At 72.6% G+C, this 25,451-nt stretch carries 31 protein-coding genes; 20 read left to right on the plus strand and 11 right to left on the minus strand.

Annotated elements, in window-relative coordinates; genetic code table 11:
- Positions 1-38: 38 nt before the first annotated feature.
- From OHS17_RS17855 to OHS17_RS17880, 6 genes are all read right to left on the minus strand, one after another.
- A complete protein-coding gene (locus tag OHS17_RS17855; protein ID WP_330312967.1) occupies positions 39-1,346 on the minus strand; it encodes an LPXTG cell wall anchor domain-containing protein in 1,308 nt (435 codons plus the stop codon).
- 124 nt (positions 1,347-1,470) lie between these two features.
- On the minus strand, positions 1,471-2,901 hold the full coding sequence (locus OHS17_RS17860; RefSeq protein ID WP_330312968.1) for a HAMP domain-containing sensor histidine kinase: 1,431 nt from the start codon (positions 2,899-2,901) through the stop codon (positions 1,471-1,473).
- The gene (locus OHS17_RS17865) at positions 2,898-3,629 is read right to left on the minus strand and encodes a response regulator transcription factor (RefSeq protein ID WP_330312969.1); all 732 of its coding nucleotides are present in this window, start codon (positions 3,627-3,629) and stop codon (positions 2,898-2,900) included. Before OHS17_RS17865 ends, OHS17_RS17860 begins: the two co-directional genes overlap by 4 nt.
- Before the next feature lie 68 nt (positions 3,630-3,697).
- Entirely contained in the window at positions 3,698-4,759 is a 1,062-nt protein-coding gene (locus OHS17_RS17870) for a S1C family serine protease (RefSeq protein ID WP_330312970.1), read from the minus strand.
- Between the two features lie 92 nt (positions 4,760-4,851).
- The gene (locus OHS17_RS17875) at positions 4,852-5,892 is read right to left on the minus strand and encodes a LacI family DNA-binding transcriptional regulator (protein WP_018101660.1); all 1,041 of its coding nucleotides are present in this window, start codon (positions 5,890-5,892) and stop codon (positions 4,852-4,854) included.
- 24 nt (positions 5,893-5,916) lie between these two features.
- Positions 5,917-6,702 carry a response regulator transcription factor gene (locus tag OHS17_RS17880; RefSeq protein WP_330312971.1) on the minus strand — a complete coding sequence of 262 codons (786 nt, stop codon included), beginning with the start codon at positions 6,700-6,702 and terminating at the stop codon, positions 5,917-5,919.
- A gap of 239 nt (positions 6,703-6,941) precedes the next feature.
- Here OHS17_RS17880 and OHS17_RS17885 point away from each other — a divergent pair, with 239 nt between their 5' ends.
- From OHS17_RS17885 to OHS17_RS17915, 8 genes are all read left to right on the plus strand, one after another.
- Complete coding sequence (locus OHS17_RS17885) at positions 6,942-7,826, plus strand: alpha/beta fold hydrolase (RefSeq protein ID WP_383164363.1); 885 nt, start codon at positions 6,942-6,944, stop codon at positions 7,824-7,826.
- A 65-nt stretch (positions 7,827-7,891) separates the two neighbouring features.
- Positions 7,892-8,146: a MoaD/ThiS family protein gene (locus OHS17_RS17890; protein ID WP_018101657.1), complete on the plus strand. Its 255-nt coding sequence runs from the start codon at positions 7,892-7,894 to the stop codon at positions 8,144-8,146.
- 10 nt (positions 8,147-8,156) lie between these two features.
- A complete protein-coding gene (locus OHS17_RS17895) occupies positions 8,157-9,362 on the plus strand; it encodes a hypothetical protein (protein WP_330312972.1) in 1,206 nt (401 codons plus the stop codon).
- Between the two features lie 122 nt (positions 9,363-9,484).
- The gene (locus OHS17_RS17900) at positions 9,485-10,174 is read left to right on the plus strand and encodes an LmeA family phospholipid-binding protein (RefSeq protein ID WP_330312973.1); all 690 of its coding nucleotides are present in this window, start codon (positions 9,485-9,487) and stop codon (positions 10,172-10,174) included.
- Positions 10,175-10,407: 233 nt separating this feature from the next.
- A complete protein-coding gene (locus tag OHS17_RS33900) occupies positions 10,408-10,503 on the plus strand; it encodes a putative leader peptide (protein WP_443053342.1) in 96 nt (31 codons plus the stop codon).
- Positions 10,504-10,658: 155 nt separating this feature from the next.
- A complete protein-coding gene (locus OHS17_RS17905; protein WP_132904905.1) occupies positions 10,659-11,504 on the plus strand; it encodes a sulfurtransferase in 846 nt (281 codons plus the stop codon).
- Positions 11,505-11,551: 47 nt separating this feature from the next.
- The gene (locus tag OHS17_RS17910; protein ID WP_018101653.1) at positions 11,552-11,839 is read left to right on the plus strand and encodes a DUF1416 domain-containing protein; all 288 of its coding nucleotides are present in this window, start codon (positions 11,552-11,554) and stop codon (positions 11,837-11,839) included.
- A gap of 156 nt (positions 11,840-11,995) precedes the next feature.
- Positions 11,996-12,334 carry a DUF3099 domain-containing protein gene (locus OHS17_RS17915; RefSeq protein WP_330312974.1) on the plus strand — a complete coding sequence of 113 codons (339 nt, stop codon included), beginning with the start codon at positions 11,996-11,998 and terminating at the stop codon, positions 12,332-12,334.
- 9 nt (positions 12,335-12,343) lie between these two features.
- On the opposite strand, the gene OHS17_RS17920 is transcribed toward OHS17_RS17915, so the two are convergent.
- A complete protein-coding gene (locus tag OHS17_RS17920) occupies positions 12,344-12,706 on the minus strand; it encodes a DsrE family protein (protein ID WP_018101651.1) in 363 nt (120 codons plus the stop codon).
- A 107-nt stretch (positions 12,707-12,813) separates the two neighbouring features.
- Between OHS17_RS17920 and OHS17_RS17925 the strand changes: the two genes are divergently transcribed.
- From OHS17_RS17925 to ygfZ, 6 genes are all read left to right on the plus strand, one after another.
- Entirely contained in the window at positions 12,814-13,680 is an 867-nt protein-coding gene (locus OHS17_RS17925) for a hypothetical protein (protein WP_330312975.1), read from the plus strand.
- Positions 13,677-14,498 (plus strand): hypothetical protein, encoded by an 822-nt coding sequence (locus OHS17_RS17930; protein ID WP_330312976.1) that lies wholly within the window; start codon positions 13,677-13,679, stop codon positions 14,496-14,498. The genes OHS17_RS17925 and OHS17_RS17930 overlap by 4 nt, the downstream gene beginning before the upstream one ends.
- The gene (locus OHS17_RS17935; RefSeq protein WP_330312977.1) at positions 14,495-15,400 is read left to right on the plus strand and encodes a hypothetical protein; all 906 of its coding nucleotides are present in this window, start codon (positions 14,495-14,497) and stop codon (positions 15,398-15,400) included. Before OHS17_RS17930 ends, OHS17_RS17935 begins: the two co-directional genes overlap by 4 nt.
- Before the next feature lie 259 nt (positions 15,401-15,659).
- Positions 15,660-16,232, plus strand: coding sequence for an FABP family protein (locus OHS17_RS17940; RefSeq protein WP_073862358.1), 573 nt, complete (start codon positions 15,660-15,662; stop codon positions 16,230-16,232).
- Positions 16,233-16,280: 48 nt separating this feature from the next.
- The gene (locus OHS17_RS17945) at positions 16,281-16,751 is read left to right on the plus strand and encodes a Fur family transcriptional regulator (RefSeq protein WP_330312978.1); all 471 of its coding nucleotides are present in this window, start codon (positions 16,281-16,283) and stop codon (positions 16,749-16,751) included.
- 68 nt (positions 16,752-16,819) lie between these two features.
- Positions 16,820-17,785 carry a CAF17-like 4Fe-4S cluster assembly/insertion protein YgfZ gene (ygfZ, locus tag OHS17_RS17950; protein WP_330312979.1) on the plus strand — a complete coding sequence of 322 codons (966 nt, stop codon included), beginning with the start codon at positions 16,820-16,822 and terminating at the stop codon, positions 17,783-17,785.
- 18 nt (positions 17,786-17,803) lie between these two features.
- Here ygfZ and dtd read toward each other — a convergent pair whose 3' ends face one another.
- Positions 17,804-18,253, minus strand: coding sequence for a D-aminoacyl-tRNA deacylase (gene dtd / locus OHS17_RS17955; protein WP_073862360.1), 450 nt, complete (start codon positions 18,251-18,253; stop codon positions 17,804-17,806).
- Between the two features lie 118 nt (positions 18,254-18,371).
- On the opposite strand from dtd, the gene OHS17_RS17960 reads away from it, so the two are divergent.
- The 3 genes from OHS17_RS17960 to OHS17_RS17970 all read left to right on the plus strand — a co-directional run bounded on the left by OHS17_RS17960 (position 18,372) and on the right by OHS17_RS17970 (position 21,363).
- Positions 18,372-18,998 (plus strand): RsiG family protein, encoded by a 627-nt coding sequence (locus OHS17_RS17960; RefSeq protein WP_330312980.1) that lies wholly within the window; start codon positions 18,372-18,374, stop codon positions 18,996-18,998.
- 50 nt (positions 18,999-19,048) lie between these two features.
- Positions 19,049-20,035, plus strand: coding sequence for an asparaginase (locus OHS17_RS17965; protein ID WP_330312981.1), 987 nt, complete (start codon positions 19,049-19,051; stop codon positions 20,033-20,035).
- A gap of 74 nt (positions 20,036-20,109) precedes the next feature.
- A complete protein-coding gene (locus OHS17_RS17970) occupies positions 20,110-21,363 on the plus strand; it encodes a GNAT family N-acetyltransferase (RefSeq protein ID WP_330312982.1) in 1,254 nt (417 codons plus the stop codon).
- Positions 21,364-21,430: 67 nt separating this feature from the next.
- Here OHS17_RS17970 and OHS17_RS17975 read toward each other — a convergent pair whose 3' ends face one another.
- Positions 21,431-21,766, minus strand: a complete 336-nt coding sequence (locus OHS17_RS17975; protein WP_330312983.1) for a hypothetical protein — start codon at positions 21,764-21,766, stop codon at positions 21,431-21,433.
- Positions 21,767-21,808: 42 nt separating this feature from the next.
- A complete protein-coding gene (locus tag OHS17_RS17980) occupies positions 21,809-22,417 on the minus strand; it encodes a sigma-70 family RNA polymerase sigma factor (RefSeq protein ID WP_330312984.1) in 609 nt (202 codons plus the stop codon).
- A 68-nt stretch (positions 22,418-22,485) separates the two neighbouring features.
- On the opposite strand from OHS17_RS17980, the gene OHS17_RS17985 reads away from it, so the two are divergent.
- Entirely contained in the window at positions 22,486-23,334 is an 849-nt protein-coding gene (locus OHS17_RS17985) for an alpha/beta fold hydrolase (protein WP_330312985.1), read from the plus strand.
- Positions 23,335-23,391: 57 nt separating this feature from the next.
- On the opposite strand, the gene OHS17_RS17990 is transcribed toward OHS17_RS17985, so the two are convergent.
- A complete protein-coding gene (locus tag OHS17_RS17990) occupies positions 23,392-24,093 on the minus strand; it encodes an N-acyl homoserine lactonase family protein (protein ID WP_330312986.1) in 702 nt (233 codons plus the stop codon).
- A gap of 147 nt (positions 24,094-24,240) precedes the next feature.
- Here OHS17_RS17990 and OHS17_RS17995 point away from each other — a divergent pair, with 147 nt between their 5' ends.
- Positions 24,241-24,648 carry a helix-turn-helix domain-containing protein gene (locus OHS17_RS17995; protein WP_018101636.1) on the plus strand — a complete coding sequence of 136 codons (408 nt, stop codon included), beginning with the start codon at positions 24,241-24,243 and terminating at the stop codon, positions 24,646-24,648.
- 50 nt (positions 24,649-24,698) lie between these two features.
- A complete protein-coding gene (locus tag OHS17_RS18000) occupies positions 24,699-25,355 on the plus strand; it encodes a hypothetical protein (RefSeq protein WP_330312987.1) in 657 nt (218 codons plus the stop codon).
- Positions 25,356-25,451 lie beyond the last annotated feature (96 nt).

A 25,451-nucleotide genomic window follows, 5' to 3' on the forward strand; every position in this document is an offset into this window, starting at 1 on the left:
CGAACCGGTCCGCAGCCCCTCCTCTTTTACGTGTGTGCTCAGGCCCCCGCGCCCGCCTTGCGGCGGCGGACGACGAACACGGCCGCCCCGCCGAGCGCCACGGCGGCGGCGCCGGCGATGCCGAGCGGGACGGTGGCGTCGGACGAGCCCGTGGAGGCGAGGCCGCCGCCGGTGGACGCCTCGTCGGACGCCGAGCCCTGGGCCTGCGTCCCGGAGGTGCCGGTCGAGCCGGAGGTGCCCGTGGAGCCGGTGTCTCCGGTGGACCCGGTGGTGCCTCCGGTGCCGGTGCCGCCGGTCGTGCCGGTGCCCGTGCCCGCGGCCTTGACCGTGAAGGCGGTCGTGTCCATGCCGGGGCCGCCACCGCAGGAGCCGTCCTTGTTGACGTACTCGGCCGAGGTGAGGACGACGCCGTTGCCGGCCGGAGTCTTGGCGTCCGCGGTGAGGCGGAGCTTGACGTCGGTCCGCGCGCCCGCCTTCAGCGCACCGATGCCGATGTGGTGGTCCTTGCCGACGGCCTGCCACTTCGGCGACGCGGCGGTGGACCACTGGAGGTGCATGTACGCGTCGGTGGTCTTGAGGCCGCTCGTGTCGGTGGTGTGCACGTACGCGTACGTGGTGACCGCGTCGAGGGTCTCCTTGGTGCCGTTCTTCACGCGCAGCGAGAAGGTGGTGCTCGTGCCGGCGACGACCGAGGAGGGCAGGCCGGTCAGGGTGGCGCGGAGGTTCGCGGGCACGCAGTCCGGACCGCCCTCCTCCTCGCGGGCCTTGGCCAGCGCCTCGTCGGCGGCCGTCTTGACGGCGAGCGCGTCGGCCACGGCCTTCTGCAGCACGCCGTAGGCGCGGGCGGCGGCGACACGGGCGTCGTCGGAGGCGGTGACGGCCTCCTTGGCCTTGGTCTCGGCCTCGGTCTTGGCGGTCGCCGCGATGGCGGCCGCGGCCTCGGCGTCGGCGACTTCCTTCTCGATCGCGGCGCGCTCGGCGTCGGTCGCGGTGTCGGGCAGGGAGGCGAGCGCGGCCTTGGCGTCGGTGACGGCCTCGTCGGCAGCGGTCTTGGCGGCAGCGGCGTCGTCCGCCTTCTTACGGGCGGCCTTGGCCGCCACGGCGAGGGGCGCCTCGTCGGAGAGGGCCTTCTTCAGGACCTCGTAACCGGCCTTCTGCGCGGCAACGGCCTCGTCGTAGGCCTTCTGCGCCTCGGCGGCGGCCTTCTCGAGTTGCTCGATCGTCGGTTCGGCCTGGGCTTCCGCCGCCGGCTTGGAGTCGGCGAAGGCCGGGGTGACGGAGAGGAGCGCGGCGGGGGTGGTGACGGCGACCGCCACGGCCGGGGCGAGTATGCGGCGAATCTTCACATGAGCCCTTGGAGTCGATCCGGAGAAACGGACGGTTCAGGCGGTGCGAGCCATAGCGGAGTGAACACGCGGGCAGCTGTGAAGATCCTATGAGATATGTGCGTGGCCTCTGCATGAGGGGGTGTTACTCGCGTGCGGTGTCCGGCGGCGGCTGCGGGGCCCCCGGGAGGCTGATCACCGCCTCCGTGCCGCCGCCCTCGGCCGGGGTGAGGGCGATGTCGCCGCCCGACTGCTGGACCGTACGCGCCACGATCGACAGACCGAGGCCCGAGCCCGGGAGCTGGCGGGCGGACGGGGAGCGCCAGAAGCGCTCGAAGACGTGCGGGAGTTCGTCGGCGGGGATCCCGGGGCCGTGGTCCTGGACCGTGAGGCGGCCCCGGTGCAGCACCACGTCGATCGTGCCGTGCGACGGGCTGAACTTCACCGCGTTGTCCAGGACGTTGACGATCGCCCGTTCGAGGGCGGCCGGTTCGGCGCGTACGTACCAGGGGGCCAGATCCTCCGTGATCGTCAGCTCCGGACCGCGCAGCCGGGCGCGGTGGAGGGCGGCCCGGGTGATGTCGTGCAGGGCCACCACCTGGAGCGGGCCCGGCTGGGCGGCGTCCGGGCGGGCCAGCTCCTGGAGGTCGCCGATGAGCGCGGCCAGCTCCGTCATCTGCGCCTTCACCGAGGACATCAGGGCCCTGCGGTCGTCCGGCGGGATCGCCCGGCCGGTCTCGTCGCTGCGGGCCAGCAGCTCGATGTTGGTGCGGAGCGAGGTGAGCGGGGTGCGCAGCTCGTGGCCCGCGTCCGCGATGAGCTGGGCCTGCCGGTCGCGGGAGGTCGCCAGGGACGCGGTCATCGAGTTGAACGACCGGGACAGGCGGGCGATCTCGTCCTCGCCCTCGGCGGGGATGCGGACGGTCAGGTCCTCGGTCCTGGCCACGTGCTCGACGGCCTCGGTCAGCTCGTCCACGGGCCGCAGCCCTGACCGGGCGACCCAGAGCCCGGCGGCTCCCGCGCCGACGACGCCGATGCCGCCGACGAGGAGGAGGACCCAGGCGAGGGTGGACAGGGGGTCGTTGATCTCGCTTTGAGGGCGGGCGACGGAGACGCCGATCGGGATGCGCGGCTTGGCCGGCCCGGCCGGTGTCACCGTCACCTGGTAGGTGAAGACACGCATCTTCACCCCGTCGGTGTCGGTCTCCGAGTGCAGCACCTCCTCCCGCTGCCGGTTGACGACCGCGAGGTCCGCCTCGGTCACCGGCAGCGCGGACGCGCCCGGGGCGATGCAGACCGTCCCTTGGGCGTCGATGAGCTGGACGGTCATCGCCGTGTAGGGTCGGGGCGGCGCCTTGGCGGTGCTGGTGCAGTAGTCGTACAGGTCGGCGAGGTACTCCTTGTCGACCGTCGAGTTCCGCAACGTCGAATCCAGCTGCCCCTCCAGCTGCTCCCGCGTCACGAACCAGCACGCCACCGCCACCGCGGCCACCGCCGCCGCGACCGCCGTCGCGACCAGCAGGGCCAGCCGGGAGCGGAGCGGCAGCGCGCGGACGCGGCGCAGCGGCCCCGTCATCCGTCGCCCCCGCCCGAGCGGAGCGCGTACCCCACACCGCGCACGGTGTGGACGAGCCGCGGTTCGCCGCCGGCCTCCGTCTTGCGGCGCAGGTACATCACGTACACGTCCAGGGAGTTGGAGCTCGGCTCGAAGTCGAAGCCCCACACCGCCTTCAGGATCTGCTCGCGGGTCAGCACCTGGCGCGGGTGCGCGAGGAACATCTCCAGGAGCGTGAATTCGGTACGGGTCAGCTCCACGCGCCGGTTGCCGCGCATGACCTCGCGGGTCGAGAGGTCCATGCGCAGATCGGCGAAGGAGAGCACGTTGTCGTCGGGGACCGGACCGCCCGAGGCCGTCGCGTACGAGCTGCGGCGCAGCAGCGCGCGGATGCGGGCGAACAGCTCGTCCAGTTCGAACGGCTTGACCAGGTAGTCGTCGGCGCCCGCGTCGAGTCCGGTGACGCGGTCGCCGACGGTGTCCCGGGCCGTGAGCATCAGGATGGGCGTGGTGGCACCCGTGGAGCGGATGCGGCGCGCGGCGGTCAGGCCGTCCATGCGGGGCATCTGGATGTCCAGGACGATGAGGTCGGGGGCGTACGACTCCGCCTTGGTGAGGGCGTCGAGGCCGTCGACGGCGACCTCGGTGCCGTATCCCTCGAAGGCGAGGCTGCGCTGCAGGGCCTCGCGCACGGCGGGCTCGTCGTCGACGATCAGGATGCGCTGCGGCTCGTCTTCGGCGGGGCTCATCGCTGTCTTGTCCTCTTCTCGGTCGTACGGGCCGGAGCGCGGAGGCCCAGTTTCTCAGCCCCGTACGGTCAGGAGCCGTTCCCGGCCCGCAGGGTGTCGAGGTCGGCCTTCAGGGTGTTCACCGGGATGGCGAAGCCGAGGCCGACGCTGCCCGCGCTGGAGCTGCCCTGGCCGGCGGCGGAGCTCGCCGAGTACATCGCGGAGTTGATGCCGATGATCTCGCCGTTCATGTTGATCAGCGCACCGCCGGAGTTGCCCGGGTTGAGCGAGGCGTCGGTCTGGATGGCCTTGTACGTGGTGGTGGACTCGCCGGTGTCGCCGTTGAACTGCTGTCCGCCGAACTCGAAGGGCCACTGGCGCCCGCCGCCCTGCTGGTCCTGGCCCTGTCCCTGGCTCCGGCCGTTGTCTCCCTCCTTGGCGACCGTGACGTCGCGGTCGAGGGCGGAGACGATGCCGCTGGTGACGGTGCCGGTCAGGCCCTCGGGGGAGCCGATCGCGACGACCTCGTCGCCGACGGCGACCTGGGAGGAGTCGCCGAGCGTGGCCGTCTTCAGGCCGCTCGCGCCCTGGAGCTTGATCAGCGCGAGGTCCTTGTCGGCGTCGGTGCCGACGACGTCGGCGGTGTACGTCTTGCCGGTGCTGAGGGTGACCTTGATCTGGGAGGCGTCCGCGATGACGTGGTTGTTGGTGACGATCTCGCCGTCCGAGGTGATGACCACGCCCGAACCGGTGGACTGGCCGGCCGTCGAGGTCGCGCCGATCTCCACGATGGCCGGCGAGAGGGCCTTGGCCACACCGGCCACCGTGCCCTTGTCGCTCTGCGAGACGGTGGTGCCCGGCACGATGCCGCTCCCGGCGGCCGTGGTGGCGGGGTCGTCGGTGAGCCTGCCGATCACCGTGGCGGTGCCGCCGCCGACGATCGCCGCCGCGATGGCCACGGCGGCGAGGAGCGCGACCGGCTTGCGGACCCGGCGCCGGGGCGCGGGCGGCTCGGAGACTCCGGGGCCCACCGGGTCCGGGAAGACCGGCTGGGCGGGCTGGTATGACGGCGGCGGCGGGTAGGCCGCTTCGCCGTTGCCGTACGAGGGGTACATCGGGTACTCGCCGCTCGGGCGCTGGCTCTCTGTCATGTCTATGAGCCTGTCCGGCCAAGATGAGAGGAGCGTGAGGGCGTCCTGAGAAGCCCGGCAGAACCTCGTATGCCCGATATGAAGCCCGGGGCTCAGGCGGAGGCCGGCGGCTCTCCGCAGCCGCACGAGCGGCGGACCACCAGCGCCGAGGGGAACTGCTTCAGCCGCTCGCGCCGCGACCCCGACACCCGCAGCGAGTCGTCGAGCACCAGGTCCACCGCCGCCCGCGCCATCGCCGGACGGTCCGAGGAGACCGTGGTGAGCGGCGGGTCGGTCAGCCCGGCCTCCTTGACGTCGTCGAACCCGGCGACGGCCAGCTCGCCCGGCACATCGATGCGCAGCTCGCGCGCGGCCCGCAGCACGCCGATCGCCTGGTCGTCCGTGGCGCAGAAGATGGCCGGCGGCCTGTCCGGCCCGGCGAGCAGCTCCAGGGCCACCTGATAGGCGTCGTAGCGGTTGTACGGGGCCTGGAAGAGCCGGCCCTCCGTCGAGCGGCCCGACTCGTGCATCGCGCGCCGCCACCCCTCGACGTGGTCGGCGACCGGGTCACCGACCGCCGGGGTCTCCTCCGTACCGCCGAGGCAGGCCACGTACGCGTTGCCGTGCTCCAGGAGGTGGCGGGTGGCGAGCTGGGCGCCGCCGATGTCGTCCGTGACGACCGCGACGTCGTCGATGGCCTCGGGCCGCTCGTGCAGCAGCACGACCCGGGCGTCCCACGCCTCTATCTCCGCGGCGGCGCGCTCGCTCGGGCCCTGGCTGACCAGGATGAGTCCGGAGACCCGCATGCCGAGGAAGGCCCGCAGGTAGTGGACCTCGCGCTCGTCGCGGTAGTCGGAGTTGCCGACGAGGACCATTTTCCCGCGCTCGGCGGCGGCCTGTTCGACCGCGTGCGCCATCTCCGCGAAGAACGGCTGCCGGGCGTCCGGCACGATCATCCCTATGAGATCGGTCCGCCGCGAGGCCATCGCCTGGGCGACCCGGTCGGGCCGGTAGCCCAGCTCCTTGATCGCGGCGAGCACCCGCTCGCGCGTGGCCGGGGCGACCGGCCGGGGTCCGTTGTTGATGACGTAACTGACCACTGCGGTCGACGTCCCCGCCAGTCTCGCCACATCGTCCCGCGTCACCTTGGCCACGCGCGGCAGTCTACGCGGATGGAACTACCTCTTGGCAGGCCGGACCGGGGCTTCTTCCGTGACCTCGGCTACGCGTGGCTGCTCCGAACGGGTGACCTCCCGCTTGGCCGCCTTGGCCTCCTCCGCCGCCCGCTCGACCTTCTCGGGGGCGACGAAGCGGTAGCCCACGTTCCGCACGGTCCCGATCAGCGACTCGTGCTCCGGGCCGAGCTTGGCGCGCAGCCGCCGTACGTGGACGTCGACCGTGCGCGTACCGCCGAAGTAGTCGTAGCCCCAGACCTCCTGGAGCAGCTGGGCGCGGGTGAAGACCCGGCCCGGGTGCTGCGCCAGGTACTTCAGCAGTTCGAATTCCTTGAAGGTCAGGTCGAGGACCCGGCCCTTGAGTTTCGCGCTGTACGTCGCCTCGTCCACCGACAGGTCACCGTTGCGGATCTCCATCGGGGAGTCGTCGGCGGTGATCTGCTGGCGGCCGGTCGCCAGCCGCAGCCGGGCCTCGACCTCGGCGGGGCCCGCGGTGTCCAGCAGGACGTCGTCGATGCCCCAGTCGGCGGTGACGGCCGCGAGGCCGCCCTCCGTGACGACGAGGATCAGCGGACAGCCGGGTCCGGTGGACCGCAGCAGCTGGCAGAGCGAGCGGACCTGCGGGAGGTCGCGGCGCCCGTCCACGAGGATCACGTCGGCCCCCGGGGTGTCCACGAGCGCGGGGCCCTCGGCGGGTGCGACGCGCACGCTGTGAAGCAGGAGACCGAGGGCGGGAAGCACCTCCGTCGAGGGCTGGAGGGCATTCGTGAGGAGCAGCAGAGAGCTCATCGCCGTCCACCTGCCCGGTTCGTCGGTCGTTGATGGTGCGTGGTCGGCTCGCCCATGACGTTCGGTCCTCCTCGTTCCCTGCGAGAGGGGCACTCCCGGGCCGGGCCCGGGGGAGTATGCGGCTCTGCTTCGTACGGTTCCGCTGAGCTTGTCGAAACGTTGCCGTAACAACGCCCGGAAAGCACAAAAGGATCCGGGGGCTGCTTTGCCCGGATCCTCTTCACAGGAGAATAACCCACATGAGTTCTGTGTCAGAGGGGAGAATTCCGGATTTCGCTGTTCGCTCGGTCACGCGGGTGCCCCTGAGGGCCGCGTTGCGGGCGGACGACGGGACCTGGATCGAGGCGGTGTACGACCCGTGTACGGGGGATGACGGCGGGGAGACGGCGATCGTCGTCGCGCACGGATTCACCGGTTCGGTGGACCGCCCGGCGGTGCGCAGGGCGGTACGCACGTTCTCCCGGTACGCGGCGGTGGTGACCTTCTCCTTCCGTGGTCACGGCAGGTCCGGCGGGTTCTCCACGGTCGGCGACCGCGAGGTGCTGGACCTGGCGGCGGCGGTCGGCTGGGCGCGCTCGCTGGGGCACCGGCGCGTGGTGACCGTCGGCTTCTCGATGGGCGGCTCGGTGGTGCTGCGGCACGGCGCGCTGTACGCCGCCCCGGGGGCGGACGGCGGGGACGCCGGAGCGGACCGGGACGTTGAGGAGCGCGAGGGGCGCGCGGGAGCGCGTACGGGGGCGCACACGGACGCGGTGGTGTCGGTGAGCGCCCCCGCGCGCTGGTACTACCGGGGGACGGCTCCGATGCGCCGCCTGCACTGGATGGTGACCCGGCCCGCCGGACGGCTTGTCGGGCGCTACGGCTTCCGCACGCGCATCCACCGCGAGGCGTGGGACCCGGTCCCGCTCTCCCCGGTGGAGGCCGCCGCCCTGATCGCCCCCGCCCCCCTGCTGCTCGTGCACGGCGACCGGGACCCGTACTTCCCGCTCGACCACCCCCGCATGCTCGCCGCCGCGGCGGGCGACGCGGCGGAGCTGTGGCTGGAGCGCGGCATGGGGCACGCGGAGAACGCGGCCGACGAGAGCTTGCTCACCCGCATCGCCGACTGGGTGGTGCGACGGTGAACCATGATGGGGGGCCGGTGTCCCCCGAACCGGCACCGGAGCAACGGAACGAAAGGAGCGCCGCCATGCCCGCGGGAACGATCCGTTACTGGGCCGCCGCCAAGGCCGCGGCCGGGACCGCGGAGGAGCCGTACGCCGCCGCGACCCTCAAGGAGGCGCTCGACGCGGTGCGCGAGCGGCACCCCGGCGAGCTGAGCAGCGTCCTGCGCAGGTGCTCGTTCCTCATCGACGGCGATCCCGTCGGTACCCGGAGCCATGAGACCGTACGCCTTGCCGAGGGCGGCACGGTCGAGGTGCTCCCGCCGTTCGCAGGAGGGTGAACCCCAGCACATGAGCAACGATCAGCAACAGCCGCAGTACGGGTACGGCCAGGGCCCGGAACAGCAGCCGCAGTACGGGTACGGGCAGCAGGACCCGCAGCAGCAGTACGCGTACGGCCAGGACCAGCAGCAGTACGGCGATCCGCAGCAGGGGTACCCAGCACAGGGCTACCCGCAGCAGGCGTACCCGGACCCCTCGGCCGGGCAGGCGGACCAGGGCGCCACGCAGACCTGGCAGGGGCAGACCTGGGACACGCAGTACCAGCCGACGGTGCAACGCACGGACGGCCCCGCGCAGCACGGGGCGCACGCCGCCCCCGTCGGCACCGGCTCCTACCCGCTGCCGCCCGAGGTCCACGCGGAGCCCGTGGCGCCCGAGCCCGTGGCGCCCGTGCCGCCCGCCCCCGCCGCTTCCGGCGCCGAGGGGTACAGCGCGCCCACCACCCTCGGCAACGCCCGGATCACCGACGCGCAGCGCGCCCGGGCCGAGGGGCGTTCCCCGATCATCGCGCCGGGAATCCAGCCGGCCGCGATCACCGCGGTGCTCGGGCTGCTGCTGGCGCTCGGCGCGGCGATCGGTTCGTACGCGCTGGCCGTGCCGCTGGTGCTGCTCCAGGCGGTGACGGCGGCGGGCTGGTTCCGGCTGAACGGCATGTGGCCGGCCCGGCAGGGCATCGCGCTGGCGTTCGCCGGCGGCCTGGTCGCCGATGTGGCGCTGCTCGCGGCGGGCCGGGAGAACGGTCCGGCGGCGATCATCGGCACGCTGGGCGTCTGGGTGCTGCTCACCGTGGTCCTCCAGCTGCGCAGCCGGGCCGGCGCCGACGAGCGGATGCAGGGCCTCATGGCCACCGTCGCCTCGGCCGCCCTCGCGGTGCTGGCGGCCGGCCACCTCGCGGCCGTCCCGGACGCCGTGACGGTGGGCGCGGTCGCGGTGGCCGCCGCCGTGCTCGTACGGGCGCTTCCGCTGCCCGCGCCGGTGTCCGTGGTGGCCGCGCTGGCCGTCGCGGCGGGGGCGGGAGCGGTGGCGGGGGGCTTCACGGACCTGGGTGCGAAGGGGGCGCTGCTGGGCCTCGCCGCCGGGGTCTGCGCGCTGATCGGGCTGCGGGTCGCGAGCTATGACTACCCGTCACGCTTCGTGCACATGACGGCGGGTGTGGCCCTGCCGCTGACCGCGGCCGCGCCGGCCGTCTATGTGCTGGGCCGCGTGCTGACGTAGTCCCGTACCGCTGGAATCCGTACCGTTCCATCCGCATGGCGAGGCCCTCCACGGGGAACCGTTGGGGGGCTTTCGCACGTCGATCACGCCGTACGGACGGCAGGGTGGGGGGAAGGACAGGCATGCGTGCACTGCGAATATGGGTCATCGCCCTGGTGATCCTGGCGGCGTTGTTCGTGGCTGTGGACCGGGTGGCGGTGTACATCGCCGAGTCGCAGGCCGAGGACCGGGTGGAGATCCCGGGCGCGCGGATCGACTCCACCGACATCTCCGTCAAGGGCTTCCCGTTCCTCACCCAGCTCGCCGGCTCGGAGCTGGACGAGGTCGACGTGAAGATCACCGGCATCGGGACCCGCGCCGGGGGGCGCACGCTGCGGATCTCCACCTTGGACGCCGAGCTGCACGACGTGCGGCTGACCGACGGCTTCTCGGGCGCCGTCGCCGACCGCGCCACCGGGACGGTCGTCATCTCGTACGAGGACCTGACCAAGGCCGCCAGCGACGGCGTCAAGGTCGAGTACGGCGGCAGGAACAAGGTGAAGGTGACCGGGACGGTCAACGTCCTGGGACGCCCGATCTCGCGCAGCGTCCTGTCCACCGTCACGCTGCTCGACGGCCACACCGTCCGCGTCCACGCGGACAAGGTGCCGGGTGAGGGCATTCCCGGCCTGGAGAAGCTGATCCGCGAGAAGACCGACTTCGAGCGCGAGGTCGGCGGGCTGCCGAACGGCCTGAAGCTGGAGAGGATCCAGCCGACCGAGGACGGTCTGGAGATATCGGGGACCGGCACCGACGTGCGGCTGGCGGGGTGACCAGGCCCGCATGACCGGGTCCGCGCGCGGGCGGGGATGAGTGGCCCGGCCACATAGTGAGACGGACGGGTCCGGTCCGCAGATGGCGGACCGCCCGGGCGCCTCGCGCGACGGCGCCGGGCCGGTGTCGTAGCGGCAGCTGTTCCGTATTGCGGACGATCCTGTCTCAACATGCGACATGGCGGTGACATGTCCGCCCGTACGTCCCTACGATCGGTCCCATGCAGTGCTCTATGGACGGCCTCCCTCGGGGTGGCCAGGCGGATCTCACGAAGCGGCGGGCAGTGGACCTGTGCCGCGTCGCCGCCATGCTCTGTCGCACTGTCTGAGCGGGACGCCCGGTTTCCCGCATTCCCAGGCCCTTCGACCGCACGTCGGGGCCATCGCGCATGCCGCCCGTGGATACGGGCCCGCGCCCCGCACATCCGCATCACGCACGACCCGTGCACCATCTCGCCGCAGACTGCCCCGGAGGAGAAACACAATGAGCCGCAGTGACGTCCTGGTAGACGCCGACTGGGTCGAGGCCCACATCGACGACCCGCAGGTCGCCATCGTCGAGGTCGACGAGGACACCTCCGCGTACGAGAAGAACCACATCAAGAACGCGATCCGGATCGACTGGACCAAGGACCTCCAGGACCCGGTCCGCCGCGACTTCATCGACCAGGCCGGTTTCGAGGCGCTGCTGTCCGCCAAGGGCATCGGCAACGACACCACGGTCGTCCTCTACGGCGGCAACAACAACTGGTTCGCGTCCTACGCGTTCTGGTACTTCAAGCTCTACGGCCACCAGGACGTCCGCCTGCTCGACGGCGGCCGCAAGAAGTGGGAGCTCGACTCCCGCGACCTCGTGGACGGCGACCAGATCCCGTCCCGCCCGGCCACGCAGTACCAGGCCCAGCCGCAGGACGAGTCGATCCGCGCCTACCGCGACGACGTCGTGAAGGCCATCGGCACCCAGAACCTGGTCGACGTGCGCTCGCCCGACGAGTTCAGCGGCAAGCTGCTCGCCCCGGCGCACCTCCCGCAGGAGCAGTCGCAGCGCCCCGGCCACGTGCCGAGCGCCCGCAACATCCCGTGGTCGAAGAACGCCAACGACGACGGCACCTTCAAGTCCGACGAAGAGCTCAAGGCGCTCTACGAGGGCGAGCAGGTCGACCTGTCGAAGGACACCATCGCGTACTGCCGCATCGGCGAGCGCTCCGCGCTCACCTGGTTCGTGCTGCACCAGCTGCTCGGCCAGGAGAACGTCAAGAACTACGACGGTTCGTGGACCGAGTACGGCTCCCTCGTCGGCGTCCCGATCGAGCTCGGCGCCAACAAGTAATCCGTACGACCCGGACCTGCACGACCCCCGACCAGAAGGACTGAACCATGTGTGGAGCAAAGGCCGGCGGCCCCGACGCTTCGACCATCAAGCCCGGTGAGACCACCATCCAGGGCAGCGTGACCCGCGACGGCGAGCCCGTCACCGGCTACGTCCGCCTGCTGGACTCGACCGGCGAGTTCACCGCCGAGGTCCCGACCTCGGCGACCGGCCAGTTCCGCTTCTACGCGGCCGAGGGCACCTGGACCGTTCGCGCCCTCGTCCCCGGCGGCACCGCGGACCGCACGGTCGTCGCGCAGACCGGTGGCCTGGCCGAGGTGGCCATCGCGGTCTAGTACCGCTGTCGGCGACAGCCGATGACCGGCCGAAGGGCCGTACCCCAGGGGGTTTGGACGCTTGCCTGGCACGGGTACGGCCCTTCGTGCCGCCCGCGTGAAGTGCGGGTTCTCCCAGGACCGGCCGAGCAGGCCGATCGGGCCTACGCTGGACTCATGTACCGCCGACGCCGGCGCGCCTACTTCGTACTGATGGGCGTATGCCTCGTCCTCTTCGTCTCGGCCTGGGCCTTCGTGAGGCTCTGGTCGATGCCGGCCGCCATCGCGATGTGCGTGGTCGCGATGGTGATCCCGCCCGTCGCGGCGATGGTCGGCAACCGCAAAGGGCCCGAGGACCGTTGGTGGGACGAGCCCGGCGGGCAGGAGCAGCGGCAGCAGCAGCCGTCGCCCCGTGACGCGAAGACCGGCAAGGACGGCGGCGCGACCGGGGCCACCGGCGATCCGGAGTCGGACGCGTGGTGGGACGAGCTGGACGGCCGGAAGCGGCGCGGCTGAGCGGTCCGCTCAGTAGACGAGCGCCTGCACCCCGTCGGCCATGATCTCGCTGACGAAGACCTGCGCCCCGGCGATCCTCACGCCCTCCAGGACGTCCTCCTCGGTGATGTCGCGCCGGGCCGCGCACTGCGTGCACAGCGTGATCCGGCCGCCCGCCTGGATGGACTCGATCAGGTCCGGCAGCGGTGCGGCGTGCGGCAGTTCGAACTCGGCGGCGCGGCCCGGCAGGGCGAACCACGCCGATTCCCCCGTCAGCCAGAGCGAAACCTCCACCCCGCTGGCGACGGCCACCGCCGCCACCGTGAACGCCTGCGAGCAGCGCTCGGCGGAGTCGGCACCTGCGGTCACCTTGATCACGAGCTTCTTCGGCATATACGGAACTGTAATCCTCGGCCGCACAACCCCACCCCGTACCTGTGGGTCAGTTGTGTGCGCGGATACGGAATCCGTGCTTCAAGGTCTCGTGGGGGGGACCCATTTTGCATCCGAAAGACAGCGTTTCCGACGGGCAGCCCGAGCCGCCCGTCGATGCGGCCGAAGCGGCCGGGGCGGGGGAGCGGCCGGAGGCCGTCGTGCAGCCCGCAGTGCAGCCCGCAGTGGAGCCCGCCGCCGCCGTGAAGCGGCGCCCGCGCGGGTGTACGACCCTGATCATCGCCGCCGCGGCCGTGCTCGGCATCGCCGGCGGCATCGCGACCGGTTACGGCGTCCAGGCCGACCGCGCCCCGACGCCGCTCGCCGCGCTCTCGCAGCCGGGTCTGGCATACCCGGCGAAGGCCCTGCCCACCGGCAAGGCGCCCGACCCGCTGCCGGCCTCGCAGGACCGCCGGGTCCGCACGGAGGGGGACCTGCGCAAGCTGATCGTGCCCCGGCCGAAGGGCTGGCAGGAGGACAAGGCCCTGACCGCCCTCACCCAGGACGGGTGGCTGGGGGCGGCGGACTACGCCATGAACTTCGAGAACGAGGACTACATGTACGGCGACCTTCTCGACCAGGGACTCCGCCGCGTCGCGGGCACGTCCTGGAAGAAGGGGGAGTACCGCGCGGCCGACGTGTACCTGGTGCAGTTCCGCTCGGGCGCCGCGGCCGCCGCGCACGCCGAGGACCAGCGCTCGTACATGCCCGACGAGAAGGCCGCCGGTAACGAGGGCACCGCCGTCAAGGGCAGCGCGGAGGGCCGCTACTACCTCTTCCCGGCCGAGCGCAAGGCCGGGTACCTGCCCTTCTACCAGGCCAGGGCGATCTTCAGCCGGGGCGACGTGATGGTCGACATCCACATCTACGACAGCGCTCCGATCAGCAAGAAGGACATCCGGACGCTGGCCGAGCGACAGCTGGAGCGCCTGTGAACGACGACCACACCCCCGAGGCCGTTCCGCCGGTGAGCGACGACATCCCCTTCGCGGCGCCCGCTCCCGCGAGCAGGGGCAGGGCGCGCCGGGTGGTCCTCACGGTCCTCCCCGTCGTGCTGGTGCTCGCCGCGGTCGGCGGCGCCGCCGCGTACACGAAGGCCACCGTCGACGGCGCGGACCGCGCGGTCCCGACGCAGCTGTGGCAGAAGCCCGCCCGTGAACCGGCCAAGGACCCCGCCGGGGACCTGGCGCGGGGCCGGGCCACCACCGAGCTCAGCAAGCTGCTGCTGCCCGTCCCGGCCGGCTACCGGCTCGGCCCGGACTCCGGCACGTACGGCAACGACGCCGAGGTCAGCGGCGCCGCGGCCACCGCCGAGATGAAGGACGGCGGGCGCGGCCTGTCGGGCCGGCAGCGGCGCGACTTCGAGAAGCGGATCGACAAGCTCCGCATCCAGGGCCTGGCGGTCCGCACCTACGCCTCGCACGACAACGACCTGGTCATCGACACCCAGCTGGTCCGGATGAAGGACAAGAGGGCCGTCCGGGACCTCTACACCTTCCGGCACGAGCTCTTCGATAGCATCGACGTCCTGCGCGACGGCCCGAAGATCGCCGGCCACCCGAAGAACGCCTCCTGCTTCCTCGACCCGAAGGACGACGAGCGGCGGATCGAGGGCATGTTCTGCATGGCGTACGAGGGCGAGGTGATGGTCACCTTCTCGGCGTCGGGCATCGAGCCGTTCCGCAAGTCGGCCGTCGCCGAACTGGTGAAGGACCAGCTGAAGCACATCACGTCCCCGGGGGAGTACGTATGACCGAGCAGACGGCCGCACCCGCGACCGGTCCGGAGCCCGAGGCGCCGGTCTCCGCCGCCCCCGAGCCCCCGCGGCTTCCGGAGCTCCCGGACCTTCCGCCCATGCCGCCCCTGCCCCCGGCCCCCGTGGCGCAGGGCCCCCGGCCGCCGCGCCGGGTGCTGCGGGCCGTGGCGCGGTGGACCGCCGCCGTGCTGGTGTTCGGCGCGGCCGGGGCGGGTACGGCGTACGGCATCACCTCGATGGAGCGCACCGACGTACCCGGTCTCGCCACCGAGGACGACGGGCGCTGGGACTACCCCCGGCTCACCCTGCCCGCGCTCCCGGCGGACAAGCCGCGCCCCTACAGCGACGGCAACCCGTCCGAGATCCACCACGCGGACCTGCGCGAGCTGCTGCTGCCCGCCCCGGCCGGAGCCACGGTGGACAAGAAGCTCAAGGGCGGCTGGGTGAGCAACGCGCAGTTCGCCTCCGAGTTCGCCGAGGGCGGGCGCGCCGGGATCGGCGAGACCCTGCGCGAGGGCACCCTGCGGCACATCGCGGCCCGCGGCTGGACCATGCCCGACGGCACGTCGAACCGGATCTACCTGCTCCAGTTCAGCTCGGCGGACGACGCGGACGCGTACCGCGACGACCGCTTCATCGGGGCGTCGGCCGGGGACGACCTGCTCGGCGCGGACGAGATGGAGCTCGACGAGAGCTGGAAGGGCGGCGGGAAGGTGGAGGCCACGGCCTCGTACGTGTTCAGCGAGCCGAAGCCCTACGGCGCCGCGCAGGTGCGGACGGGCTTCGTCATCGCGGGGGACACGCTCGCCGTGGTCGTCCAGTCCCGCAAGGGCGCTGCGGGGACGCCGGGCGTGCCGTTCCACCAGACGCTGATCCTCCAGAACCAGCTGCTGGGCTGACCGGCCCCGGAACGGCGGGACCGGGCCCCACCTATTAGGCTGGGGCCCGGTCCTGTACTGCCCTGTACTGCCGCCAAACCGCTCGTCCGAGGAGCCCCCCGTGCTTGAGGCATTCTTCTCCGCCCTGCTGGTCCTGGTCTGCGTCGGCGTTCTCGCCTTCGCCGCCGTGACCGTGAAGAAGCTGTACCAGGGTCAGCGCTGACCACCTCCCCGTTCCCGGCGTTCCCGCCTCCCGCCTCACAGATCGACTGAGCCGCTCATGATCGAGATCCCGTCCGACCTCCACCCGGACCTCGTCCCGCTGGCCTTCCTCCTGGGTAACTGGGTGGGCGCGGGAGTCTCCGACTTCCCGGGCGCCGAGAAGTGCAACTTCGGTCAGGAGGTCACGTTCCGCCACGACGGCCGTGACTTCCTGGAGTACACCTCGCACTCCTGGGTCCTCGACGCCGACGGCAACAAGTCCCGTCCGCTGGAGACCGAGACCGGCTACTGGCGCATCGACAAGGACCGCAAGGTCGAGGTCGTCATGGCCCGCGACCAGGGCGTCATCGAGATCTGGTACGGCGAGCTGGCCGACAAGAAGCCGCAGATCGACCTGGTCACCGACGCGGTGGCCCGTACCGCGGCCTCCGGCCCGTACAGCGGTGGCAAGCGGCTCTACGGCTATGTGAACAGCGACCTGATGTGGGTCGGCGAGAAGGCGACGCCCGAGGTCGAGCTGCGGCCGTACATGTCGGCGCACCTGAAGAAGACCGTCACGCCCGAGGAGGTCGAGGCGATGGCCAAGAGCCTCGGTGACCTGCCGGACGACGGGATCGCCTTCTTCAAGTAGCCGCCGTTTCCGCCGAGTAGCCGTCCGCCCGGACCTACACTGGGGGCTGTGGTGAGCACCGACTGGAAGACCGATCTCCGGAAGCGCGGTTACCGGCTGACCCCGCAGCGCCAGCTGGTCCTGGAGGCCGTCGACACGCTCGAACACGCGACGCCCGACGACATCCTCTGCGAGGTGCGCCGGACCGCGTCGGGCGTGAACATCTCGACGGTCTACCGGACGCTGGAGCTCCTGGAGGAGCTGGAGCTGGTCAGCCACGCCCATCTGGGGCACGGCGCTCCCACGTACCACCTGGCCGACCGCCACCACCACATCCACCTGGTGTGCCGGGACTGCACGGACGTGATCGAGGCCGACGTGAGCGTCGTCGCGGAGTTCACCGAGAAGCTGCGCGGCGCGTTCGGGTTCGAGACGGACATGAAGCACTTCGCGATCTTCGGCCGCTGCGCCGACTGCACGGCGAAGGCGGCGAAGGACGACCCGGACGCCCCCGCTCCGGCCCCGGCGGACGAGGTCTGAGGCACCGGGCCGCCGGGCCCCGGGGCACCGGGCGGCCGGGGTCCGAAAACCAGTCGTACGCTGGTCGCATGAAGAGCCCCCTGCTGTCCCTGCCCGGCGCCGTCCCCGCCGAGGGCCGCGACGAAGGCGTCGCCGCGCACTACGGCGATCTGTTCCGCGAGCAGCGCGCCCTCGCCGACGGCTCGGGCCTGGTCGACCTCTCGCACCGCGGCGTCGTCGCCGTCACCGGCGGCGACCGGCTGGCCTGGCTGCACCTCCTGATCACGCAGCACGTGACCGAGCTCGCCCCGGGCCAGGCCACCGAAGCGCTCATCCTCAGCGCGAACGGCCACATCGAACACGCCCTGTATCTCGTGGACGACGGCGAGACGGTGTGGATGCACGTCGAACCGGGTACGCAGGGCGACCTCATCGCGTACCTGGAGTCGATGAAGTTCTTCTACCGGGTGGAGGTCGCCGACCGCACCGAGGACTTCGCGGTGGTGTACCTCCCGGCCGGCTCGATCGCCGAGGTCCCGGACGGGGCCGTCGTACGCGAGACACCGCACGGGCGCGACCTGTTCCTGCCGCGCGCCGGGCTGGAGGCGTACGCGGCGGAGCACGGCCCGGTCGCCGGGGTGCTGGCCTACGAGGCGCTGCGCGTGGAGGCGCACCGGCCGCGGCTCGGCTTCGAGACCGACCACCGCACCATCCCGCACGAGCTGGGCCTGATCGGCGTCGCCGTCCACCTCCAGAAGGGCTGCTACCGGGGTCAGGAGACCGTCGCCCGGGTGCACAACCTGGGGAAGCCGCCGCGCCGCCTGGTCTTCCTGCACCTGGACGGCAGCGAGGTCCACCTGCCGGGCCCCGGCACCCCGGTCCGGCTCGCGTCGGACGGGCCGGAGGGTCGCCAGCTGGGCTTCGTCACCACCTCCGCCCGCCACCACGAGCTGGGCCCGATCGCCCTCGCCCTGGTGAAGCGGAACGTGGCGGTCGACGCGCAGCTGCTGGCCGGGGACACGGCGGCGGCGCAGGAGACGGTGGTCGAACCGTAGGGGCTCCGGGGGCGGGGTTCAGACCTCGACGATGACGGTGAACGGGCCGTGGTTGGTGAGCGAGACGCGCATGTCCGCCCCGAACCGGCCCGTCTCCACCGTCGCCCCGAGCGCCCGCAGCCGCGCCACCACCTCGTCCACCAGCGGCTCGGCGACCTCGCCGGGCGCGGCGGCGTTCCAGGTGGGGCGGCGGCCCTTCCGGGCATCCCCGTAGAGGGTGAACTGCGAAATCACCAGAAGCGGCGCATTCACGTCGGAGCAGGACTTCTCGCCCTCCAGAATGCGGACCGACCAGAGCTTCCGGGCGAGCTGCGCCGCCTTCTCCGGGGTGTCGTCGTGGGTCACCCCCACCAGCACACACAGGCCCTCGCCGGTTATCTCCCCGACGACGCGGGAACCGCCGTCGCCGTCCGCGGCGTCCGCCACCGTGACGCTCGCACCATCCACCCTCTGTACCACTGCACGCATACAGACCAACCTATCTTGGGCCGAACGGGTACAGAGCAACCTCAGAAGGCCCCTCGGGGTGGCACGATGCTCGGGAGGCGGTGCGCCGACGCACCGGGTCGAGGGGATGGACACAAGCATGAGCACCCATGGAACCGGGCAGTCCCCGGGCGCAGTGCCGGTCGCGCGCCCCGGTGTCAGCAGCACGGGCAACGGTACGAGCATCAGCACCATGCGCCCACCCGTACAGCGGACCGGGCAGGGCGACGACACCGGCGACGGAGCGGCCCGGGCCGAACTGACCGCCCTGCGCCTGCCGGAGCTGCGCGCGCTGCGCCGCGACGCCCAGCGCGACGAGGCCGACCTCAGCTATGTGCGGCGGCTCGTGCAGGGGCGGATCGACATCCTGCGGGCCGAGCTGGCCCGGCGCCGGGACCCGGAGTCGCCCGTGGTGGACCGGCTGTCGGAGATCCTCGCCGACGCCCCGTCCCCGCAGCGCTCGTCCGCCCGGCACGTCACGCTGTCCACGCCGCGCAGCGACAAGTACCGCAAGCTCGCCGCCGAGACGCTGGCCGAGGTGGAGCTGTCCGACCTCGACGCCCGGACGGACGAAGAGCTGCACACCGCGATGGGGCGCCTCGTCCGCTACGAACAGCAGGTTTCCCGGCGCCGGCACCGGCTCCAGCGCACGGCGGACGGTTGCGGCGCGGAGATCGCCCGCAGGTACCGTGACGGGGAAGCACAAGTAGACGACCTGCTCGCCTGAGGCGATCCCTCCGGGGACGGGCGGGTCCCTCCCGTCCCCGGAAGGCCACCATGACCTCCAGCGCAGCCCGCACCCCCGCCATATCCGACCCGGCCCCCGGCCTGCCGGTGCTGGCGGAGGTCGTGCGGTCCGGTTTCACCGAGGGCCACCACCGGGGCTCGCTGGTCGTGCTGGCCGCCGACGGCAGCGTGGAGCTGTCCCTGGGCGACCCGGCAGCGCCGGTCTTCCCGCGCTCGTCGAACAAGCCGATGCAGGCGGCGGCGGTGCTGCGGGCCGGGCTCGACCTGTCGGGGGAGCGGCTGGCGCTGGCCGCCGCGAGCCATTCCGGCGAGGACTTCCACCTCGATCTCGTACGCAAGATGCTCACCGAGCACGGACTGTCGCCCGAGGACCTGCAGACCCCGCCGGACCTGCCGCTGGACGCGGTGGAGGCCGAGACGTATCTGGCCGCCGGCCGCGTCCGCGAGCGCATCACGATGAACTGCTCCGGCAAGCACGCGGCGATGCTCGCCGTCTGCGCGCGCAACGGCTGGGACATGGACGGCTACCTGGACCCGGCGCACCCCCTCCAGCGGCTGGTGCACCAGGTCGTGGAGGAGGCCGCGGGCGAGGAGGTCGCAACCGTCGGCACGGACGGCTGCGGGGCGCCGCTGATGGCGATCTCGCTGGTGGGCCTGGCGCGCGCGTTCCGCGGTTTCGTCACGGCCGAGCCGGGTACGGCGGAGCGCCGGGTGGCGGACGCGATGCGGGCGCACCCGGAGTACGTGGCGGGCACCCGGCGCCCCGACACCTGGCTGATGCGCGAGGTGCCCGGCACCCTGTCGAAGATGGGCGCGGAGGCCGTGCAGGCGGTGGCCCTGGCGGACGGCCGGGCGCTGGCCTTCAAGATCGATGACGGCTCGATCCGGGCACTGGGCCCGGTCCTGGCTCGCGCGCTGGGGCTGCTGGGGATCGACGCCCCGGTGGTCGGGCGGATCGGCCGGGCGCCGCTGCTGGGCGGCGGGGTGGAGGTGGGGGAGATCCGGGCGGCTTTCTGAGCCCCGGCTCTTCCCGCGCCCACGGGCGCCAAAACCGGGCGACATCCCGTAGCGCGCTGCCTAGCGTGGGGCGCATGAACGCCCTCGATATCCGCCTCGTCACCCCGTCCGAGTTCCCCGACTGGCTGCGCGCCCTGAACACCGGCTTCCTCCGGCCGCCCACACCGCCGGAGGAGGAGGTGTCGGGGCGCATGGCGTACACGGACCTCTCGCGTACGCGCGGGGCGTTCGACGCGGGGCGGTGCGTGGCGACGTTCCGCTCCTTCGCGCAGGAGCTGACGGTGGTCGGCGGTGCCACCGTGCCGACCGACGCGGTCACCAACGTCACCGTCTCGCCGACCCACCGGCGGCGCGGTCTGCTCTCGCGGATGATGGCGGCGGACCTGGCGGAGGCGAAGGAGGGCGGGGACGTGGCGGCGACGCTGATCGCGGCCGAGTACCCGATCTACGGCAGGTACGGCTTCGGCCCGGCGGCCCAGGCCACCGTGTGGGAGGTCGACGTCCACCGCACGGGTCTCGACCCGCACCGCCGGGTCCCGGCGGCCGGCGACGGCGGCCGGATCGACCTGGTGGACGGCGCGGAGGTCCGGAAGCTGGGCCCCGCCCTGCACGACCGGCTGCGGGCCCGGCAGCACGGTGCGGTGAGCCGGGACGGCCGCTGGTGGGACAAGACCACGGGGGAGGGGGTCTTCGCCCAGGACCACTGGACCGAGCCCTTCTACGCCGTGTACCGGGGCGCGGACGGCACGGTCGACGGCCTGCTGATCTACCGCGCCGACGACAACTGGGGCGACGCGAAGCAGCCGCTGAACGGCGCGAAGGTGCGCGACATGATCGCGGTGACCCCGGCGGCGGAGCGGGCGCTGTGGCACTTCCTGTGCTCGGTGGACTGGATCTCCACCATCCGTACCGGCATCCGCCCGGCGGACGACCTGCTCCCGCTGCTGCTGCCGGACCCGCGCGCGGCGCGTGTGGTGACGCAGGCGGACTTCCTGTGGGTGCGCGTCCTGGACGTCGTACGCGCCCTTGAGGCCCGTACGTACGCGGTGCCCGGGTCGCTGGTCCTGGAGATCCGGGACGCGGCGGGCTACGCGGCCGGCCGCTTCCACCTGGACGCCACCCCGGACGGCGCCACCTGCGCGCCGACGACGCGCTCGGCGGACCTGGCGCTGGACGTCCGGGAGTTGGGCACGCTCTGGCTCGGCGACGAATCGGTGCTGCGGCTGGCGGCGCTGGGCCGGGTGGAGGAGCTGACCCCGGGCGCGGCGGCGAAGGCGGACGCGGTCTTCCGGGCGGCGCGGAGGGCCTGGTGCCCGGACGTGTTCTGAGGCGGCGGGCGCCCAGGCCGACGGTGCCCAGGACGACCAGCGCGGTCCGCCCCCCGCCGGACCGGCGTCAGCCGCTGCGGCGCCACCACCGTACGAACGCGTTGCGGTGACGCAGGGAGCCACGGGCGCGGGTCGCGCCGGGGCGGCGGCCGCGCCGGTCGTGCAAGGGGCGCCACGCGTCGTCGGGCGAGGCCATCGACGCCTGCCGGTCCGCCTGCGCCCGGACCTCGTAGTACGACTCGTGGGCGGTCACCCGGAACGCCTCGTCGTACGCGGCCAGCGCGGCCCCCATCGCCGATCCGGCCGCCCCGCGCCGCCGGGCCCGTACGGCCAGCCACCCGAGCAGGCCCATGACCGCCGCGAGAGCGCCGGTGCAGACGAGGAGCGGCAGGAACGAGGTCATACGGACGAGCCTACGGCGCGGCGGGCACCCTGCCCCCCGGGCCTACTCGCCCCGCAGCCGGTCGAGTTGCAGGCGGTGGGCGAGCGTACGGCGTACGGACGGGGAGCCGGGCGGCGTACCGGTGGTCCGTGACGGCACGTCGAGCGCACGGCTGATCTCGTCGTACGCGGCCCGGTGCGCCGCCAGCCCGTCCCCGTACCGCCGCAGGTCCTCCTCGACGAGCCGCCGCAGCGCGTCGGTGTTCTCGGGCGTGAGGCGCTGCCGGCCGCGCGCGAGGGCGTCGACGACGGGGTGGCAGCGCGCGGCGGAGCCGTACGTCTCCGTGATGTCCTCGGCGACGCCCCACAGCCGCCCCTCCAGCCATGGGGGGTCGTCCTGCCCGAGCGCGAGGCCGACGGGTTGGGGCGGTCCGGCGTCGCGGTGTTTGACCACCTGCTTGGAGACGGCGGGCTGGCTCATTCCGGTGAGGCGGGCGATGCGCTCCTGGGTCCAGCCGAGGTCGGCGAGCACTTTGATCATCTCGGTGCGCAGCCGCCGCGTCTCCTCGCCCGCGCGGATGACCTCGTTCATCCCGGCGAGCATGCGCGCGGCCTGCGCCTCGGTGAGCGCGGGGGAGCTGTTCTTCTGCTGCGTCGGATCGCCTGCTGCCACAACCCAGTTATATACCGAGACTCCATAACCAGGTTGTATAACTAGGTTATAGCTGCCACCCTGCCCTCATGACCACGCACACCTTCACCGCGCCCGACGGCACCCTGCTCGCCTACCGGACGTACGGGGACGGCCCCGGCGACCCGGTCGTCTGCGTGCCGGGCGGCCCGGCCGACTCCCGGTACCTGGGCGACCTCGGCGGACTGTCGGCCCACCGCCGCCTCGTCGTCCCCGACCTGCGGGGCAACGGCGGCTCGGCGGTCCCGGCGGACGTCTCCACGTACCGCTGCGACCGCCTGGCCGAGGACGTGGAGGCGCTGCGCCGCCACCTCGGGCTCGCCCGCGTCGATCTGCTCGGCCACTCCGCCGGGGCGAACATCGCGGTGCGGTACGCGGAGCGCCACCCGGACCGGATCGGCGGGCTGGCCCTGATCGCCCCGAGCACGCGGGCGGTCGGCATCGACGTCACCGGGGACGAGCGGCGGGCGCTCGCGCGGCTGAGGAGCGGTGAACCGTGGTTCCCGACGGCCTTCCCCGCGCTGGAGGCGATCACACGCGGGAATGGCACGGACTGGGCGGCGGTCGAGCCGTTCTTCCACGGCCGCTGGGACGACGCGGCCCGCCGCTTGCAGGCGCTCGGCCGCCCCGGCAACCCGGAGTCCGTCGCCCTCTTCGGCGCCGAGGGGGCGTTCGATCCGCCGGCCACCCGCAAGGCCCTCGCCTCCCTCACCGCGCCCGTCCTGCTGCTGGCCGGCGCGTACGACCTGAACAGCCCGCCGAGTGCGGTGACCACGTTCGCCGAGCTGTTCCGGGACGCCGCACTCGTCGTGCAGCCGGGGGCGGGGCACTACCCGTGGGCGGACGACGCGGAGGCGTTCGGAGCGGTGGTGGCGGGCTTCCTCGGGGGGCGCGGCTGAGGAGGAGCCGGCGTGCTCAGATTCCGGAGGGGCTGCACCCCGTCATCGAACCGCCGTTCAGGACCGCGCCGGCTCCCAGACCGAGCAGTCGTGCGCGAAGAGCACGCGGCGCGGGTCGAAGTCGGCCAGCCGGTCCAGCCAGGGCCGATACGGCGGAAGCGGCGGCTCCACGCCGTCCAGGGCCGCCTGGCGCGCCAGCTGGTCGGACGCGAAGTGGGAGGCGAAGTCGTGCGCCTGCCCGGCGAGGACCACCGTGCCGTCGCTCTGCCGGAGCACCAGCGACTGGTGCCCGTCGGTGTGCCCGGGCGTCGGCACGATCCGGACTCCCGGCCAGATCTCGGCTTCGCCGGTGACTTCCTCGTACACCGCACCCGGAAAGTCGACCAGCGCGTCGACGGTGTAGCCGCCCGCGCGGGCGGTGGCCAGTTCGACGTCCTGGACCAGGACGGGCCGGCCGCCCAGGAGGGGGTTCCCGCCGCAATGGTCGAAGTGCAGATGGCAGTTGGCGACCAGGGCGATCTCGTCGAGCCCGACCCCCGCCCCCGACAGGGCCTCCCGCAACGCCCGCCGCCGGGGCCGGTAGTGCGCCTCAGTCTCCGGACCCGCGTCACCGATACCGGTATCGAAGAGGATCAGCCCGTTGTCGTGCCGGACCAGGTAGGCGAGGACGGGTTCGACGCGCGGCTGCGGACCGCCCGTCTCCGAGGCGGGCCGGACGAAGTACCCGAGGTCGAGCCGGCGTAACGATACGTTTCCCATCCACCCATCCTGCCGGGCCGGTCCGGTCTGGCCCGCCTGGTTGTTTCCCTGCATGACGAAAGGGCCGCATCGGCGCCGACGGGTAACGTGGAACACTTTTGCAAGCGGCTGCTTGCAAAAGTTAGCAAGTGGGGGCAGCATCGAGGCATGGCCTCACTCAACGTCGGCAATCTCGGCGAGTACCTGCGGGAGCAGCGCCGCAGTGCGCAGCTCTCGCTGCGGCAGCTCGCCGATGCCGCCGGCGTGTCCAACCCCTACCTCAGCCAGATCGAGCGCGGGCTGCGCAAGCCGAGCGCCGAGGTGTTGCAGCAGGTCGCCAAGGCGCTGCGCATCTCCGCCGAGACCCTGTACGTACGGGCCGGGATTCTGGACGAGCGGCAGCAGGACGAGCTGGAGACGCGGGCGGTGATCCTCGCCGATCCGTCGATCAACGAGCGCCAGAAGAGCGTGCTGCTCCAGATCTACGCGTCCTTCCGCAAGGAGAACGGGTTGGACGACGAGGCCGGGGCAGACGCTCCCTTCAATGCCGACGGCAGTGCTGCCGATACAGCTTGAGAGCTCCATCACCCTCACACCCAGTCTGATGATCCGGGAGGACCACAGTCATGGCCATCACCGATGACCTGCGCAAGACCCTCACCGACCCGACCCCCCTCTACTTCGCCGCCGGCACGGCCGACCTGGCCGTGCGCCAGGCCCGCAAGGTGCCCGCGCTGCTCGACCAGCTGCGGGCCGAGGCCCCGGAGCGGATCGAGGCGGTACGGAACACCGACCCCAAGGCCGTGCAGGAGAAGGTCACCGAGCAGGCCCGGGAGGCGCAGTCCGTTCTCCAGGCCAAGGTCACCGAGGTGATCGGCGCCTTCGACACCGACCTGAAGAAGCTCGGCGAGAACGCCCAGGACCTGGCGCTGCGCGGGGTGGGCGTCGCCGCCGAGTACGCCGTACGGGCCCGGGAGACGTACGAGAAGGTCGCCGAGCGCGGCGAGCGCACCGTGCGGACGTGGCGGGGCGAGACCGCCGACGAGATCGTGGAGATCGCCGTCGTCGTGGAGCCGCGCAAGGAGTCCGAGCCGGCCGCCGCGCCGAAGCCGGCCGCCCCCGCGAAGGCCGCTCCCGCCGCGAAGCCGGCCGCGGTCAAGCCCGCCACCACGGCCAAGCCGGCCGCCGCGAAGCCGAGGCCCGTCGCCAAGCCCGCCGCCGCCAAGAAGGCTCCGGCGCGGAAGCCCGCCGCGAAGAAGGCCACCCCGCCCTCCGGCAAGTAGCGCCGATGCCCTCGGCAGGTGTGCCGGGGCGGCGGGCGGGCACATTCCGGGTGGCCCGTTCGTTGTCCCGGTACCTTGGCCGCGAGGCGCTTTCAC

This window comes from Streptomyces sp. NBC_00523 (assembly GCF_036346615.1).
In the GTDB taxonomy this organism is placed as follows: Bacteria; Actinomycetota; Actinomycetes; order Streptomycetales; family Streptomycetaceae; genus Streptomyces.

Coding starts and splice junctions, on each gene's coding strand:
- OHS17_RS17860 (WP_330312968.1), bottom strand. CDS start 2,901: ATGACGGGGCCGCTGCGCCGCGTCCGCGCGCTGCCGCTCCGCTCCCGG.
- OHS17_RS17865 (WP_330312969.1), bottom strand. CDS start 3,629: ATGAGCCCCGCCGAAGACGAGCCGCAGCGCATCCTGATCGTCGACGAC.
- OHS17_RS17870 (WP_330312970.1), bottom strand. CDS start 4,759: ATGACAGAGAGCCAGCGCCCGAGCGGCGAGTACCCGATGTACCCCTCG.
- OHS17_RS17880 (WP_330312971.1), bottom strand. CDS start 6,702: ATGAGCTCTCTGCTGCTCCTCACGAATGCCCTCCAGCCCTCGACGGAG.
- OHS17_RS17885 (WP_383164363.1), top strand. CDS start 6,942: ATGAGTTCTGTGTCAGAGGGGAGAATTCCGGATTTCGCTGTTCGCTCG.
- OHS17_RS17890 (WP_018101657.1), top strand. CDS start 7,892: ATGCCCGCGGGAACGATCCGTTACTGGGCCGCCGCCAAGGCCGCGGCC.
- OHS17_RS17895 (WP_330312972.1), top strand. CDS start 8,157: ATGAGCAACGATCAGCAACAGCCGCAGTACGGGTACGGCCAGGGCCCG.
- OHS17_RS17900 (WP_330312973.1), top strand. CDS start 9,485: ATGCGTGCACTGCGAATATGGGTCATCGCCCTGGTGATCCTGGCGGCG.
- OHS17_RS33900 (WP_443053342.1), top strand. CDS start 10,408: ATGGACGGCCTCCCTCGGGGTGGCCAGGCGGATCTCACGAAGCGGCGG.
- OHS17_RS17905 (WP_132904905.1), top strand. CDS start 10,659: ATGAGCCGCAGTGACGTCCTGGTAGACGCCGACTGGGTCGAGGCCCAC.
- OHS17_RS17910 (WP_018101653.1), top strand. CDS start 11,552: ATGTGTGGAGCAAAGGCCGGCGGCCCCGACGCTTCGACCATCAAGCCC.
- OHS17_RS17915 (WP_330312974.1), top strand. CDS start 11,996: ATGTACCGCCGACGCCGGCGCGCCTACTTCGTACTGATGGGCGTATGC.
- OHS17_RS17920 (WP_018101651.1), bottom strand. CDS start 12,706: ATGCCGAAGAAGCTCGTGATCAAGGTGACCGCAGGTGCCGACTCCGCC.
- OHS17_RS17935 (WP_330312977.1), top strand. CDS start 14,495: ATGACCGAGCAGACGGCCGCACCCGCGACCGGTCCGGAGCCCGAGGCG.
- OHS17_RS17940 (WP_073862358.1), top strand. CDS start 15,660: ATGATCGAGATCCCGTCCGACCTCCACCCGGACCTCGTCCCGCTGGCC.
- ygfZ (WP_330312979.1), top strand. CDS start 16,820: ATGAAGAGCCCCCTGCTGTCCCTGCCCGGCGCCGTCCCCGCCGAGGGC.
- dtd (WP_073862360.1), bottom strand. CDS start 18,253: ATGCGTGCAGTGGTACAGAGGGTGGATGGTGCGAGCGTCACGGTGGCG.
- OHS17_RS17960 (WP_330312980.1), top strand. CDS start 18,372: ATGAGCACCCATGGAACCGGGCAGTCCCCGGGCGCAGTGCCGGTCGCG.
- OHS17_RS17965 (WP_330312981.1), top strand. CDS start 19,049: ATGACCTCCAGCGCAGCCCGCACCCCCGCCATATCCGACCCGGCCCCC.
- OHS17_RS17970 (WP_330312982.1), top strand. CDS start 20,110: ATGAACGCCCTCGATATCCGCCTCGTCACCCCGTCCGAGTTCCCCGAC.
- OHS17_RS17975 (WP_330312983.1), bottom strand. CDS start 21,766: ATGACCTCGTTCCTGCCGCTCCTCGTCTGCACCGGCGCTCTCGCGGCG.
- OHS17_RS17985 (WP_330312985.1), top strand. CDS start 22,486: ATGACCACGCACACCTTCACCGCGCCCGACGGCACCCTGCTCGCCTAC.
- OHS17_RS17990 (WP_330312986.1), bottom strand. CDS start 24,093: ATGGGAAACGTATCGTTACGCCGGCTCGACCTCGGGTACTTCGTCCGG.
- OHS17_RS17995 (WP_018101636.1), top strand. CDS start 24,241: ATGGCCTCACTCAACGTCGGCAATCTCGGCGAGTACCTGCGGGAGCAG.
- OHS17_RS18000 (WP_330312987.1), top strand. CDS start 24,699: ATGGCCATCACCGATGACCTGCGCAAGACCCTCACCGACCCGACCCCC.